Source organism: Rhodospirillum centenum SW (genome assembly GCF_000016185.1).
In the GTDB taxonomy this organism is placed as follows: Bacteria; Pseudomonadota; Alphaproteobacteria; order Azospirillales; family Azospirillaceae; genus Rhodocista; species Rhodocista centena.
Genome location: NC_011420.2, coordinates 2,791,561 through 2,805,558, shown reverse-complemented (window position 1 = coordinate 2,805,558; position 13,998 = coordinate 2,791,561). Strand labels below are relative to the sequence as shown.

The window sequence follows — 13,998 nt, the reverse complement described above, 5'->3', positions numbered from 1 at the left end:
CATGCCCGACTACACCCGCTACCTCGACGTCTTCCTGACCCATTCGTCCGGCTGGTACGACTTCGCCGGCGAGGTGCTGGAGCAGGCCAACCATCAGACCGCCGCCCATGGCCTGGCCCAGCAGGTGCTGATCGCCGGAGTGCCGGCCGCCGGGACGCCCGGCGGTGCCGTGCTGACGCCGCAGCTTCCGACGCCGGCCCTGAACGTCTCGGGCTATGTCGGCGTCGTGGTTCCGGTAGCGCACATCGCCGGCGCCGTCGTGAACCCGGCCTATCAGCAGTATGTGCAGTGGGTGGGGGACACGGGCCAGATCGGCAAGATCCGGATCAACAGCCATGGCGACGGCCAGGGCCACTTCCTGATGTATGACCAGGCCCATGCCGCCTCGGACGCGGCGAACGCGGCCCAGCTCGTCGCCTGGCTGGCGGCGAACGGTCTGCCGCAGCCGACGATCGGCCTGGTCGATACGGTCTTCGGCAACAAGGCCTCGAACGGGCTGGTCACGCTGGCCTTCGCCTTCTGCATGGCGGCGCGCGGCCCCGGCGAGGGGGCGTCGCAGAGCCTTCTCTCCGGGGCCCTCAGCCCCGGCCCGAACTCGGCGGTGGCGGATGCCGTCACCGCCCTGCGGGCGCAGGGCTGGCGGGGGGTGGAGGTGACCGGCAGCAACGAGATCACGGCCTCGACCGGCGGCCGGCAGAACCAGGCGGTGCGCGCGCCCTCCATGACCTCCCTCGGCTTCCCGGCGGGCATGGATTTCCAGACGGACGCGGGACCGGACGGAACGGGCACCCAGATCACCGTCCCGCATGGCTTCCTGGTCGAATACTCCTACTGGTCGGGCACCGGCAGGATCCGTATCCCGCCCACCTGCACGGTGACTCCCGATCCGGCCAACGTGACGAACAACCCGTCCGGCGGCTGGGACATCCAGGCGCCGGCCTATCACATTCCGGCCGGCTGGCTGGTGACGCGCGACCCCGGCGGGGCCGGGGGCAGCATGGCGACGCCGGCCGGCTGGCAGGTGACGCCCAGCCTCAACGCCCAGGGCGGTGGCATCCTCTTCAACCCCGATGTCAACGCAGGCGAATGGCAGCCGCTCACCCATTCCGATGTCAAGGTGCGGGCGATCTCCTGACCGCCCTGCATCTCCCCGGTATCCGGCCCCCGGGCGGCTCCCGCCCGGCCGCGGCGTCGCGGAGGACACATGCCTGTTTATACCCGATTCCTGGAGGTCTTCCTGACCGGCCCTGGCGGCTGGACCGATTTCCACGCCGACATCAAGCCGCAGCTCCAGTACCAGAGCACGAAGCACGCGCTGAGGGCGGTGCGCCTCATTTCGATCAGGACCAGCCTGTTCGGCAGCGATGTCACGTCCGTGGTGCCGAAGCCACCGCCCAAGGACGTGGACAGATACAACTACCTGACCGTCGCCGTCCCCGTCGCGGATATCGACAGGGGAACGACGACGCCCGTCTACCGGACCTACATGAAGTGGGCGGGGGACCTGAGCCAGGTGGGCAAGATCCGCATCAACTGCCATGGCGACGGTAAGGGCAACCTTCTGATGGGGAGCCGCGACCGCAAGACGGTGGACAGCACCACGGCGCGGAAGCTCGTCGCCTGGCTGAACGCCAACGGGATGGCGGCGCCACACTTCACCGGGGGAACGGGGCTTCCGTTCGACAAGGCGGACAAGGGCTTCATCACCCTGTCGATGGCCTTCTGCATGGCGGCGCGGGGGGCCTCGGGGCCGGCATTCACGGAGCCGATCTTCGATGTCGTCAACCCCGGCCCCAACTCTGCCGTGGCGGACGCCGTGGACTCCTTCGCCGCCCTGGGCTGGCACGGGATCGAGGTGACCGGCAGCAACGAGATCATCAGGTCCTCAAGCACCGGCATGCAGAGCGTGGTCATGATGCCGACCACCGTCGCTGCATCGACTTCCGCCGCTACTTTCGCGGCGAAGCCAGCCCCGGCCGTCACCTTCCTCCCTGGAAGGCTGCCCTCCGGGACGGGGACGACGCTCACCGTTCCGGTCCCCTTCAAGGTGGCATACGACGCCTCCGTGTCGAAGGGCACGATCACGGTACCCGACTGGTACCGTGTCTTCAGGACCGCCGGTGGCTGGCGGATCGAGCCGCCTGCCTTCCATGTCCCGTCCGGCTGGGCGGTGGAACCCGGCGCCGGTGGGTACGGCGGCACGATCACGACCCCGTTCGGCTGGGACGTGACGCCGGCTCCGGGAACCGATGCCGGTGGCGGCATCAGCAGTGCCGCGGCCTCGCTGGTGCTGCCGTCAGGGGGGAGGCCGGCCGCCGCCGTGCAGGACCTCCGCAAGTCCGTCGTCAAGGTCCGCTCCATCTCCTGACGCACCCGCCGGGCGGGGCCGGTGCTGGTGCTCCGGACGGGGACCTGATAGGACTCCGGGGTCCGCCCCAGCCGGAGAGGTCCCCGCCCATGCCCCCCAGGTCCAGTACCAAGACCGCCCCCTCGTCAGGCACCCCGGCTGCCGCCCCGCCGCCCGTTCCACCCGCCCGGCGCTTTCCGCTGCCGGCCGTGGATGCGGCCACCGCCGCGGCGGAACTGGTCACGGTGCGCGACTTCCTGCGCCATGCCGTCAGCCGTTTCCGGTCGGCGGGACTGGTCTACGGGCACGGCACCACCACCGCCTATGACGAGGCGGCCTTCCTGGTGCTGGAGACGCTCCAGCTTCCCATCGACCAGCTCGAACCCTATCTGGACGCGAAGCTGACCCCGGCCGAGCGCAGGCTGGTGGCCGACATCGTGGAGGCGCGGGTGACCACCCGCAAGCCGGCGCCCTACCTGACCGGCCGGGCCTACATCCAGGGCGTGCCCTTCCATGTGGACGAACGGGTCATCGTGCCGCGCTCCTACATCGGGGAGCTGCTGTTCTCCGACCTGTTCGGCGGCGACGGATTCACGCTGGTGGAGGACCCCACCGAGGTGGGGCGGGTGCTCGATCTCTGCACCGGCTCGGGCTGCCTCGCCATCCTGGCCGCCGGCATCTTCCCCGACGCCACGGTGGACGCCGTGGACCTCTCGCCCGAGGCGCTGGAGGTGGCCCGGATCAACGTGGCCGAGGCGGGGCTGGAGGAGCGGGTCAGCCTGATCCAGGGCGACCTGTTCAAGCCGCTGAAGGGCCGGCGGTACGACGTGATCCTGACCAACCCTCCCTATGTCTCGGCCGAGGCGATGGCGGAGCTGCCGCCGGAGTACCGGCACGAGCCGCAGATGGCGCTGGGATCGGGCGAGGACGGGCTGGACATCGTCCGTCGCATCCTGGCCGAGGCGCACAGGCATCTGACGGAGGAGGGCGGCCTGCTCTGCGAGATCGGCACCGGCCGCACCATTCTGGAGGCCGAGTATCCCGACACCGAGTTCACCTGGCTGGAGACGGCGGAGAGCTTCGGCGAGGTGTTCTGGCTGACCCGGGAGCAGCTCGACGATCTGTGATCCCGGCGGGGGGTCAGAAGGGGAACCGGGCGGCGCACACCGTCGCGGTTCCCGCCTTCCCGCCGCCGGTCCGGGATGCCTCCGGCGGGGTGTCGCGGCGGACCCGGTCGGCCGGCAGCCAGACGCTCGCCAGTGTGCCGGCATCCGGCGTGCTCTCCAGTTCGAAACTGCCGCCGTGCAGATCGACCAGCGCCTTGACCAGCGGCAGGCCGAGCCCGGCGCCGCCGGCATGCCGGGTCAGCGGCTTTTCGACCTGGCGGAACGGCTCCATCGCATGGGCCAGATCCTCCGGCCGCATGCCGATGCCGGTGTCGCGCACGGTCAGCAGCATGCGGCCATCCTCCGTCTCCCGGGCGCCGGCCGTGATGCGGCCGCCGGGCGGGGTGAACTTCACGGCATTGCTCAACAGGTTGGACAGGATCTGCTTCAGCGCGGTCTCGTCGGCGCGGACCAGGGGCAGGGTTTCGTCCAGCGCCGTTTCCAGCGTCACGCCGCCCTGCAGCGCACGCTCGCGGATCAGGCGCAGGCTGCCGCGCACGACGCGGCCGATATCCACCGTGCGTTCCTTCAGCTCCCGCCGCCCTGTCTCGATGGCGGACAGATCCAGGATCTCGTTGATCACGTCCAGCAGCACCCGGCCGCTGTCATGGATGTCGCTGGCGTATTCCGCATAGGCCGGATTGCCGATCGGCCCCAGGGACTGGGCCGCGATGATCTCGCTGAAGCCGATGATGGCGTTCAGGGGCGTGCGCAGTTCGTGGCTCATGTTGGCCAGGAATTCGCCCTTGGCGCGGTTCGCCATTTCCGACTGCTGCATGGCGACGCGCATGATCTCGACGGCCCGGCGGCGCTCGGTCACGTCCTCGCAGGAGCCCTGGAAGCTGGTGATCTGCCCGGCGCTGTTGCGCAGGGCACGGGCCGTCAGGGAAAGCCAGACGGTGCTGCCGTCCCGGCGGCGCATCTCCGCCTCGAAGTCCTGCACCGTTCCCTTCTCCCGCATCTGGCGGAGCATCTCGCCCCGCCGGGCGGGATCGACATAGAGCTGGGAACCGATGTCCAGCAGGCCGACCAGCAGCTCCGTCTCCGACCCGTAGCCCAGCATCCGCACCATCGCCGGGTTGACGGACAGGAAGCGCCCCTCCAGCGAGGTGATGAAGATCCCTTCCAGCGCATTCTGGTAGAGGTCGCGGTACTTGCGCTCACTCTCCGTCAGGATCGCGGAGACGCGGTCGCGCTCCTGGATCCGGGCTTCCAGCTCCAGGTTCGCGCGCCGCAGGGTCGCGGACATCCGGGCATGCGCACGGGACCGGCGCTGCACCATCTGGGCGTAGGCAGCCAGCGCCACCGTCACCGCCAGCGCGAAGCAGAGCGTCGCCAGCGGGATCGCGGGTGAGACCGGCGGCACCGGCGGCGCTTCCAGCCGCAGGATCCAGCCCTGGTCGGGCAGTTCCAGCATCAGGCTGTTCGGGCCCGCGGGCGGCGCCACGGTCCCGGGCGCCAGCAGGGTGGCGCGGAACGCCAGACTGCCCGGCAGCGGATGGTCCGACAGTTCGCGGGCCGTGACCAGGGCGGCCACGCTGGCAGGACCGCCGTCGGCCGGGACGGTGCGCTCGAAGACCAGCGTGTCGCCGCTCAGCCGCACCCCGTCCCCGGCCCGCAGGTCCGGCAGCGGTCCCTGTCTCTCGGGCAGGACGCCGGTGCTGCCGTCCGCAAGCCGCCAGGCGAAGGCACCCAGATGCGGATGGCGCTCCAGCAGGGTTCCGGCGAAGCGGGGCAGCGTGCTGCCGTCGGCCCCGCCGACCAGCAGGGCGGCCGCGGCGTCCGCGGCAGCATCCGCGGCGGCGATCCGGTTCAGCAGATCCGTGACCGCGGTATGCACCGTGATGTGGTGGCGGTCGCGCGCGTCGGTCAGCAGCGTCGTCTGGACGATCGCCGTCAGCAGGATCGCGGCCGCGACGCCAACGGCGACGACCATCAGGGGAAGACGGAGCCAGACCTTCTCCTCCGCTCCCGGGCCCTGGCCGTCCGGTGGCGGAAGGACGGGTGAAGGGGCGGCGGTGTGCGGTCCTGAGATGGGCACCGGGATGGGGGGCATCGTGCCGGTGCGGTCCCGACGGGTCATGGCGTGCGCCTTTGCTCTACCCTGCCAAGGTCCTCCCGCCGCGTTAAATTTCACTTAAGTGCCGGATATCCGTGACAGGAATGGTCCGACCCCGGACATCCGCCGGCACTGGACGGCCGGTCCGCCGGACCTACCTCCCTGCTGCGCCACGATCAGAAGAGAAGCCCGTGTCCGTCCGCCCCATGCCGGCCCGATCCCCGGGCGTGCCGCCCCTGCGCCGGCCCTTTTCCCGGTTCCGCCCCGCCCCCCGGAGTCCGGCATGACCGGCGGGCCGACGGCAGGAAGGGCGGCGGGAATGCAGGACCCGGACGATCATGTCGCCAGCCCCTGCACCCGTGTCTGCAAGGTGGATCCGGCAACCCGGCTCTGCGTCGGATGCCTGCGGTCGCTGGAGGAGATCACGCTGTGGGGCAGCATGTCGCCGGATGAACGTCGGGCGGTGCTGGCAAAGCTGCCCGGCCGCTCCGTCCCGGCGTGGATCGGGGCCGGCCGTCCGCCCCGCCGCTGACGGCGGGGGCCCGCGCTAACGGTCCTGACCCTCCGTCTCGAACTCGGCGGTCGGATCGGTCTCGACCAGATCGGCCACCGCCTCGAAGGCGCGGGCGTTGTGGTCCATCTGCGGTCGGATCGGCGCGTTCTGGTCGCCGACATGGCGGAAGAACTCGGCCGCATCGCGCAGCAGCCTGGCAGCGATCTCTGCGTTGGTGCTCATCGCTCTCTCTCCTGCGGTGGCTGGGGGGATGACCGCCCTCAGGCGGCGTGCGAGGCCCGCCGGGCCGTCAGGCGGTCGCGGTCGTCGCGGATGCGCGCCGCCTGCTCCATGACGCCGGCCGCCACCTCCGGCGGCAGATCGGCGCCAAGCGCCTGCTGGAACCGCTCCAGCGTGCCGTCTTCGCGGCGGACGAGGCTGTCCAGGATTGTCCCGCCGTCGCGGTCGCGGAAAACGGACTGCAGGTCCTCCAGCATCCGCTGGGCGCCGCCCAGCAGCGTGCCGGTGGCCTCCGGAGCGCCGCCGATGGTGGCGACAAGCCGCTGCAGCTCGCGCACGATGGCGCCGCGGCGGGCGCCGATGTCGTTCAACAGGGACTTCAGATCAGGGTCCGGCGCGTTCTCGGCCGCCCGCTGGAATCCCAGATGGCTGTCCTCGGCCGCCCGGATCAGCTCGTTCAGCGTATCGACGATCCTGTCACGTTCCATCCTGCCCCCCTGCATCACCCCCTGCCTCTGGCAACCCCGGACCGGCACCGTGGTTCCGGCCGGCCGGTGCCGCGACCTCCGGGGTCAGCGCGGGGGGCGGCCTCGGGCGAAGGCGGCAGCGGCCTTCATCAGCCGCTCCATCTCGCGGATGCGGTCGCTCTGCCGCCGGATCCGTTCGGACTGTCGGTCCTGGCTGGCGTCTCCGCCCGGCTGCGGGCCGGGGGAACGCCGGGAGTCGGGTGTGTCGCCGCCGGGCATGATCGGTCCCTTTCCTGGGGTCGGACTGCCCGACCGCAACGGACCAGACGTCCTCCGGGTTCCGTCCGGTCCCGCCGATCCTCAGCTTGCCACCATTACCTGTCAGAAATCCTAATGGACGGTGACCGTCCACGGAAAAAGCGGTCCGCGCCGGGCGGACCCGTCCGCGGCGGGGAAAACGCTGCCTGTCAGCGGCCGGGTGCCGCCGCCAGACAGTTCTCGACGATGGCGTAACAGGCCGCGGCGTCGCCCGAATCCTCCCGGTAGATCAGCCGGCTGACCCGGCCGCTCTCGACCGTGAAGGTGGCCGTGCAGCCCGACGGGCCGCCGCTCCCGCCCAGCGGAATGCCAAGGCCGAGCCCCATCCCGATATTGCCGCCGCCACCCCCGACCCCGACGCCCAGGCTGCTGCCGGAGCTGCGGCCGGGCTGAAGGGAGGTGTAGGTGAAGTACTCCGTACCGCCCACCTGCTCGCGGCGCTCGGGGACGCCGGCGCAGGACAGCAGGGTCTGCACCGGCATGCCGACCAGGATCTGCTGCGCAGCCTGCGCTTCCTCTGCCTGACGGGAGGTGCATCCGGCCAGCAGCGGCAGGGCCGTCAAGGCCGCCAGCAGCGCCGCCCACCCTCCTGCCGCGCCCGATCGCGCCGGTCGCTCCGTTGTCCGCACGCTCCGTCTCCTGTTCCAGGGAACCGCCGCTCCCGTGGTGCAAAACCCGCCGGCCGGTTTTCTGTTCCCGGCACTTCGGCCGGCGGCCTGTTCCCGGCGCTTCAGCCGGCTGCCTGTTCCCGGCACTTCAGCCGGCGGCGGCGTTCCCGGCGACGGGTTCGGCCAGCGCCGGCGCGGTCGGCAGGTGACAGCGCACCTCGGTGCCATGCTCCGGTGCGCTGTCGATCTCCACCCGGCCGCCATGCAGCTCGATGAAGCTCTTGACCAGGGACAGGCCCAGCCCGGCGCCGCCGCTGCGCGACTGGTGGTGCGCCCGCTCGAAGCGGCCGAACACGCGCTGCTGGTCGTCCTGCGGGATGCCGATGCCGGTGTCGCGCACGCTCAGCACCACCTCGTCCCCCGCGCGCCGGGCGGACAGGATGATGCGGCCGCCGGCGGGCGTGAAGCGGACGGCGTTGCTGACCAGGTTGAACAGCGCCTGCTTCAGCCGCTTCTCGTCGGCCTCGAGCGTACCGATGCCGGCCGGGATGTCGGTGCGCAGGTCCAGCTCCTGCTGCCGCGCCCAGTCGCGGGTCAGCATGGCGACCCCGTTCACGAGGCCCGCCACATCGACCGGCGCCCGCTCCAGCACCATGAAGCCCGCCTCGATGGTGGCGAGATCCAGGATGTCGTTGACCAGGGCCAGCAGGCGCCGGCTCGCCTCCAGCACGCCACGGGCATATTCGATCTGGCGGGGGTTCAGCGGGCCGAAGTACTGGTTGTTCAGGATCTCCGCAAACCCCATGATCGCGTTCAGCGGCGTGCGGAGCTGGTAGCTGACATTGGCAATGAATTCCGACTTCAGCCGGTCCGCCGTCTCCAGCGCCTCGTTGGTGGCGCGCAGGGCCTGCTCCACCCGGGCGCTGTCGGTCACGTCCATGGCACTGAACAGCACGGCCCCGTCCGGCAGGGGGACCTGGCTGTAGGTCAGCACGCTGCCGTCCACCCGCTCCATCCGGCTGGTGCGGGGCATCCGGTCCAGCAGGCCCGCGACCAGCTCGGCCCGGCGCGCGGCCCAGTCGCCGCCCACATCCATCAGCGGCCGCACCCTCTCGATCAGGGCGGCGATGTGCGGCTCTCCCGCGAGGTCCGGCTCGCTCAGGCGCCACAGCCGCAGGAAGGCCGGGTTGTGCAGTTTCAGCCGGCCGTCGCCGCCGAACACGGCGACCGCTTCCTCCAGATTGTCCAGGGTCTCCTGCTGCACGGCCATCAGCGTGTTGTAGGAGGTCTCCAGCGCCAGCGTATGGGTCACGTCCTCCTGCACGAACATCAGCCCGCCGAAGGGGTGCGGCACCGTCAGCGTGCGCAGGGTCCGCCCGTCGGGGAGGTGGATCATCTCCTCCTCCGGCTCCAGCAGCGAGGTGAACTGGGCCAGCCGTTGCCGCTTCCAGCGCGGAAAATCGACCTGTTCGGTCAGCTTGCGTCGGGCGCGCATGTCCTCCAGCAACTCGCCGTAGCCGGGTTCGCTGTCCAGCCAGACCTCGTCCAGGCCCCAGAGCTGGGCGTAGGCGCGGTTGTAGAAGCGCAGCCGGGTGTCGGCGCCGAAGATGGCGATGGCCGAGCCGAGCTGCTCCAGCACCTCGGCATGGGCGGAGACATGGCGCTCCAGCTCGTCGGCGATCTCCTGTTCGCCCGTGATGTCCAGCCCGAAACCCAGTTGCAGGTCGGGACGGTCCAGCGGCATCTCGGTCAGGCGGAACAGGCGCCGGTCGCCATCCACCACCAGATAGCGGCTCTCCGTCTCGGCGTGGGCGCCGTTGCGGGCGCGCATCGCCAGTTCGCGCGGGGGCAGGGTCAGCGCCCCGCCCGGCAGCTCCAGTCCCAGATCGACCACCGCCCGGGGGGCGGCGTCCAGCAGCCGGGCGAAGGCCCGGTTGCACCAGACGATGGACAGGTCGCTTCCGCGCAGCCAGACCGGCACGGGGACGGTGTCCAGCGCCAGGGACAGCCGCCGGCACTCCTCCTCGGCCCGGTTCCGGGCCTCCACACCGCGGGCGAGGTCGGCGGCCGTCGCGGTGATGTCGCGCAGCCAGAGCAGGTCGAAATGCTCGCCGTCATCCGTTCCGGCACGGCGTCCGGCAAGCTGGAAGACACGCCCGCCGTCGGCCCGGCACACGGTCAGCAGGAAGGGCGCTCCCGTCTCCTGGAGATGCCGGAAGGAGCCGTGCAGGGCGGCGGCGTCGGACGGGGCGAGCGCCGTCTCGACATCCTCCAGCCGGCGGACCTCGGGGATGGCCAGGGCCTCGGCGAAGCGGGGGCTGGCGGCCTGGGCGCCGCCGGTGCTCCAGGCGCACCAGGGATCGGGGCTGGCGGCGACCAGGGCGCGCAGGTTGCGCACCTCCCCCTCCGCCCGCAGCGCGTCCGCCCGGTCGGCCTCGGCCAGCACGCGGACGCGCAACAGCCCGCCCCCCAGGCCCAGGACCAGCGCCAGGACCGCGACGGCAAGCAACGCCGGCGGCAGGCCGCTGCCCGAGAGCGCAAGGAACGCCACGCCGGCCAGGCCCAGGATGCCCGCCCCGATGCCCGCCAGATATGTCCCCAGAGGCGGTCTCACGCCAGTGATTCTAGGCTCCCCGGCCGACAAAGCAAAGCGGTGCGCCCGGTCGGCGGCGCCGGCAGTCCGTTTTTCCCACGTCACCCGTAATGGACTCCATCGAACAGACGGTTTCTCGCGTCTGCGGGGAAGCGGCCATACCGCCTTCCGCCGTGCGGTCCCGGGACCGCAGGGGCCATTCCTAAAGCACACGGGGCAGGGCACAAGCGCCCGAAAGGGGCGTGACAATCGGTGGTCCGGGGGAGCCTGACCCGCTTCCCGCATCCGGGGCGGGGTGCGGACCCCGCAAACGGAACCGGCCGGGGGTCGCCCCCCGGCCGGTCCATGACGTCCAGCGATGTCCGTCCGCGATCAGTAGCGGTAGTGGTCCGGCTTGAACGGGCCGGCCTGGGACACGCCGATGTACTCGGCCTGCTTGGAAGAGAGCTGGGTCAGCTTCGCACCGATCTTGTCCAGATGCAGGCGGGCGACCTTCTCGTCCAGGTGCTTGGGCAGCACATAGACCTTGCGCTCATAGTTCTGGTGGTTGTTCCACAGCTCGATCTGGGCCAGCACCTGGTTGGTGAAGCTGGCGGACATCACGAAGCTGGGGTGGCCGGTGGCGCAGCCCAGATTCACCAGACGGCCCTTGGCCAGCACGATCAGGCGCTTGCCGTCGGGGAACACGACCTCGTCCACCTGCGGCTTCACCTCCTCCCAGCGGTAGTTCTGCAGGGCGGCGATCTGGATCTCGCTGTCGAAGTGGCCGATGTTGCAGACGATGGCGCGGTCCTTCATCGCCCGCATGTGGTCGAGCGTGATGACGTCCACGTTGCCGGTGGCGGTAACGAAGATGTCGCCCAGCGGGGCGGCCTCGTCCATGGTCACCACCTGATAGCCCTGCATGGCGGCCTGCAGCGCGCAGATCGGGTCGATCTCGGTGACCAGGACGCGGGCACCCTGGCTGCGCAGGGATTCGGCCGAGCCCTTGCCCACGTCGCCGAAGCCGGCGACGACGGCGACCTTGCCGGCCATCATCACGTCGGTGGCGCGGCGGATGCCGTCCACCAGGGACTCGCGGCAGCCGTACAGGTTGTCGAACTTGGACTTGGTGACGCTGTCGTTGACGTTGATGGCCGGGACCTTGAGGGTGCCCTTCTTCATCATCTCATACAGGCGGTGAACGCCGGTCGTCGTCTCCTCCGACAGGCCGCGCACGCCGTTCAGCATCTCCGGATACTTGTCGTGCATGATCTGGGTGACGTCGCCGCCATCGTCCAGGATCATGTTCGGGGTCCAGCCGGCATGCGGACCCTCGGCCGGCCCGCGCAGGGTCTGCTCGATGCACCACCAGAACTCCTCCTCGGTCTCGCCCTTCCAGGCGAAGACGGGGATGCCGGCGGCGGCGATGGCGGCGGCGGCGTGGTCCTGGGTGGAGAAGATGTTGCACGAGGACCAGCGGACCGTGGCGCCCAGCTCCACCAGCGTCTCGATCAGGACGGCGGTCTGGATCGTCATGTGCAGGCAGCCGACGATGCGGGCACCCTTCAGCGGCTTCGTGGCGCCGTATTCCGCACGCAGGGCCATCAGGCCCGGCATCTCGGTCTCGGCGATGGCGATCTCCTTGCGGCCCCACTCGGCCAGGGAGATGTCCTTGACCTTGTAGTCGGTGAAGGCGGTGGCGGACATGACGGTCCCTCGAAGGTTGGGCGATCCGGCCGGGATCTTTGCGGGGGCCGGACGCGGGTCTGGTCTGGGCCGGGCGCGCGGACGGCGTGCCGCCGGGGCGCCGGGCCGGGCTCGGGTTTACCAGCGGGGGCCAGGACGGGCAAGCATAAAGATATCTTTATGTGTCTATCCGAAGGGCGCGGTCCGGGGCCGGACGGCCGCCCCGGACCGCGCGGTCCCGCGGCGTGGCGGGGTCTTGCGCGGCGGGTGGAATCCCTGTATCCAGCGCGCGTCCCGCTGCCGGCATGATCGGCGGCGCCCCGGTCCATGGGGTGCCGGCCGCCCCGTTCCGGGAGCCGGCGGCCCCCGTGCCCGGACGTCCTGCCCTGCCGGGACCGGACGGCGGCCGCGGGCCAGCGGACCCGACGCGGCGCTCCTGCCGCGGCGAACATGTTTCGGGGCCCTCCGCGGGCCGGACCAGGGAGTCAGGGATGCTGAAGGAACCGACCGCCGGCAAGCGCATGGAGATGGGCTTCGTCATCGGTCTCTTGGGCGCGGGCTTCGGCGGCGTGGTCGGCGCGATCATCTTCGGCGCCTCGGGCGACGGCGGCAGCGCCACCATCGGCGGCGTGATCGGGGCCGCGCTGGGCGCCGGCTTCTTCGGCATGATCGGCGCCAACATGGCCAGCACCACCTTCAACGACACCGACGCCGACTGATCCCGGCGCGGGCCGGTCAGGACAGGTCGGGCGGGCCGCGGACTTCGCGGCCGCAACGGCGTCCGGCCGGTAATGACGGGCGCGCTCCCCCGCGGGACCGCGCCCTTTCCTTTGCCGTCCGCTCTCCGGAGCGGCACGTTGCCGGCCGCTTGCGCGATCATAGGCCCTCTCCCTATCATCGCGCGGATGCCGACCGAGATCCGCCATATAATCTTTACCGGGGACGAGGTGATCCGCGCCCTGGTGGAATATCATAAGCGGTCAGGCAACCCGCTGCCGCCCGGCGCGGTGATCCGCTGCCAGTACGAATCCCTGCCCGATCTCTGTTGCCTCCTGCATCTGGCGCTGGATGCCGACGGCTCGCGCCAGGTCTTCCGGGTGGAGCGGGCGCCTCTGGCCGCGGCGCTGATCTTCTTCTGCATCCACAACCGGATTCCGCTGCCGACGCGCGCGACCAAGCAGATCCAGCTCCTGAACGAACAGTTGGCCCTGGTCATCACCCGGACCCCGGCCAACGACCGGCCGCAGCGCTGAGCCCCAGGGGGCCGCGCCGCGGCGACCGGGCCGTTCCGCAGCGCGGCACGATTCCGGGAGGGGAGAAGGGCTCCGGGAGGGCAGGGGGCGCGAGGGATCAGCGGCGCTCGTGTGCCAGCCGGGCCTCCGCGGCGCGGACGATCCGGGTCAGGGCGTAGTTCATCGCCAGATAGAGGGCGCCGGCGATGACGAACACCTCCACCGGCTGGAAGGTGCGCGAGGCGATGGCGCGGGCCGCGCCCGTCAGCTCCATCAGGGTGATGGTGGAGGCAAGACTGCTGGCCTGCACCATCTGGATCATCTCGTTGCCGTAGGCGGGCAGCGCCTGCCGGAACGCCTGCGGCAGCACGATGCGCCGGAACAGCAGCCGCCCGGACATGCCGACCGCCCGCGCCGCCTCGATCTGGCCGAAGGGCACGGCGCGGATGCCGCCGCGGATGATCTCCCCGGTATAGGCGGCGGTGTTCAGCGTCAGCGCCAGGATGGCGCACCAGTAGGGTTCGCGCAGGAACGGCCAGAGGATGCTCTCCCGCACCGTCTCGAACTGCCCGAGCCCGTAATAGATCAGGAAGATCTGCACCAGCAGCGGCGTCGAACGGAACAGGAAGGTGTAGCCGCCCGCCAGCATCGACACGGCCCGGATGCCGGACAGGCGCAGCACGGCGATCCCCACCGCCAGCACCAGCCCCAGGACCAGCGACAGGGCCACCAGTTCCACCGTCACGACGGTGCCGGACAGGAGCTGCGGCAGGCTTTCCAGGATCAGGTTCAGGTCCATGCCGCCCC

13 protein-coding genes are annotated in these 13,998 nt (G+C 70.8%); 6 read left to right on the top strand and 7 right to left on the bottom strand.

The annotated features are described in order from the left end of the window. Nucleotide 1: 1 nt before the first annotated feature. From RC1_RS13040 to prmB, 3 genes are all read left to right on the top strand, one after another. Nucleotides 2-1,135 carry a hypothetical protein gene (locus tag RC1_RS13040; RefSeq protein ID WP_012567881.1) on the top strand — a complete coding sequence of 378 codons (1,134 nt, stop codon included), beginning with the start codon at nt 2-4 and terminating at the stop codon, nt 1,133-1,135. Nucleotides 1,136-1,204: 69 nt separating this feature from the next. After that, complete coding sequence (locus RC1_RS13035; RefSeq protein ID WP_012567880.1) at nt 1,205-2,368, top strand: hypothetical protein; 1,164 nt, start codon at nt 1,205-1,207, stop codon at nt 2,366-2,368. Nucleotides 2,369-2,457: 89 nt separating this feature from the next. After that, nucleotides 2,458-3,474, top strand: a complete 1,017-nt coding sequence (gene prmB, locus RC1_RS13030) for a 50S ribosomal protein L3 N(5)-glutamine methyltransferase (protein ID WP_012567879.1) — start codon at nt 2,458-2,460, stop codon at nt 3,472-3,474. Nucleotides 3,475-3,487: 13 nt separating this feature from the next. Here prmB and RC1_RS20200 read toward each other — a convergent pair whose 3' ends face one another. Beyond that, entirely contained in the window at nt 3,488-5,449 is a 1,962-nt protein-coding gene (locus tag RC1_RS20200) for a sensor histidine kinase (RefSeq protein ID WP_049766712.1), read from the bottom strand. 442 nt (nt 5,450-5,891) lie between these two features. On the opposite strand from RC1_RS20200, the gene RC1_RS13020 reads away from it, so the two are divergent. Further along, a complete protein-coding gene (locus RC1_RS13020) occupies nt 5,892-6,104 on the top strand; it encodes a DUF1289 domain-containing protein (protein WP_012567877.1) in 213 nt (70 codons plus the stop codon). Between the two features lie 15 nt (nt 6,105-6,119). Here RC1_RS13020 and RC1_RS13015 read toward each other — a convergent pair whose 3' ends face one another. The 5 genes from RC1_RS13015 to ahcY all read right to left on the bottom strand — a co-directional run bounded on the left by RC1_RS13015 (nt 6,120) and on the right by ahcY (nt 11,980). Beyond that, nucleotides 6,120-6,308, bottom strand: coding sequence for a hypothetical protein (locus tag RC1_RS13015; RefSeq protein WP_012567876.1), 189 nt, complete (start codon nt 6,306-6,308; stop codon nt 6,120-6,122). Between the two features lie 38 nt (nt 6,309-6,346). Next, nucleotides 6,347-6,793, bottom strand: coding sequence for a PA2169 family four-helix-bundle protein (locus RC1_RS13010; RefSeq protein ID WP_012567875.1), 447 nt, complete (start codon nt 6,791-6,793; stop codon nt 6,347-6,349). A 446-nt stretch (nt 6,794-7,239) separates the two neighbouring features. Beyond that, nucleotides 7,240-7,719, bottom strand: coding sequence for a hypothetical protein (locus RC1_RS13005; protein WP_012567872.1), 480 nt, complete (start codon nt 7,717-7,719; stop codon nt 7,240-7,242). 127 nt (nt 7,720-7,846) lie between these two features. After that, on the bottom strand, nt 7,847-10,312 hold the full coding sequence (locus RC1_RS13000) for a PAS domain-containing sensor histidine kinase (protein WP_012567871.1): 2,466 nt from the start codon (nt 10,310-10,312) through the stop codon (nt 7,847-7,849). 351 nt (nt 10,313-10,663) lie between these two features. Further along, on the bottom strand, nt 10,664-11,980 hold the full coding sequence (gene ahcY / locus RC1_RS12995; RefSeq protein WP_012567870.1) for an adenosylhomocysteinase: 1,317 nt from the start codon (nt 11,978-11,980) through the stop codon (nt 10,664-10,666). A gap of 470 nt (nt 11,981-12,450) precedes the next feature. Here ahcY and RC1_RS12990 point away from each other — a divergent pair, with 470 nt between their 5' ends. Continuing rightward, entirely contained in the window at nt 12,451-12,678 is a 228-nt protein-coding gene (locus RC1_RS12990) for a hypothetical protein (protein ID WP_012567868.1), read from the top strand. Between the two features lie 186 nt (nt 12,679-12,864). Beyond that, on the top strand, nt 12,865-13,212 hold the full coding sequence (locus RC1_RS12985; protein ID WP_012567867.1) for a hypothetical protein: 348 nt from the start codon (nt 12,865-12,867) through the stop codon (nt 13,210-13,212). 97 nt (nt 13,213-13,309) lie between these two features. On the opposite strand, the gene RC1_RS12980 is transcribed toward RC1_RS12985, so the two are convergent. Next, nucleotides 13,310-13,990 carry an ABC transporter permease gene (locus RC1_RS12980; protein WP_012567866.1) on the bottom strand — a complete coding sequence of 227 codons (681 nt, stop codon included), beginning with the start codon at nt 13,988-13,990 and terminating at the stop codon, nt 13,310-13,312. Between the last annotated feature and the right edge of the window lie 8 nt (nt 13,991-13,998).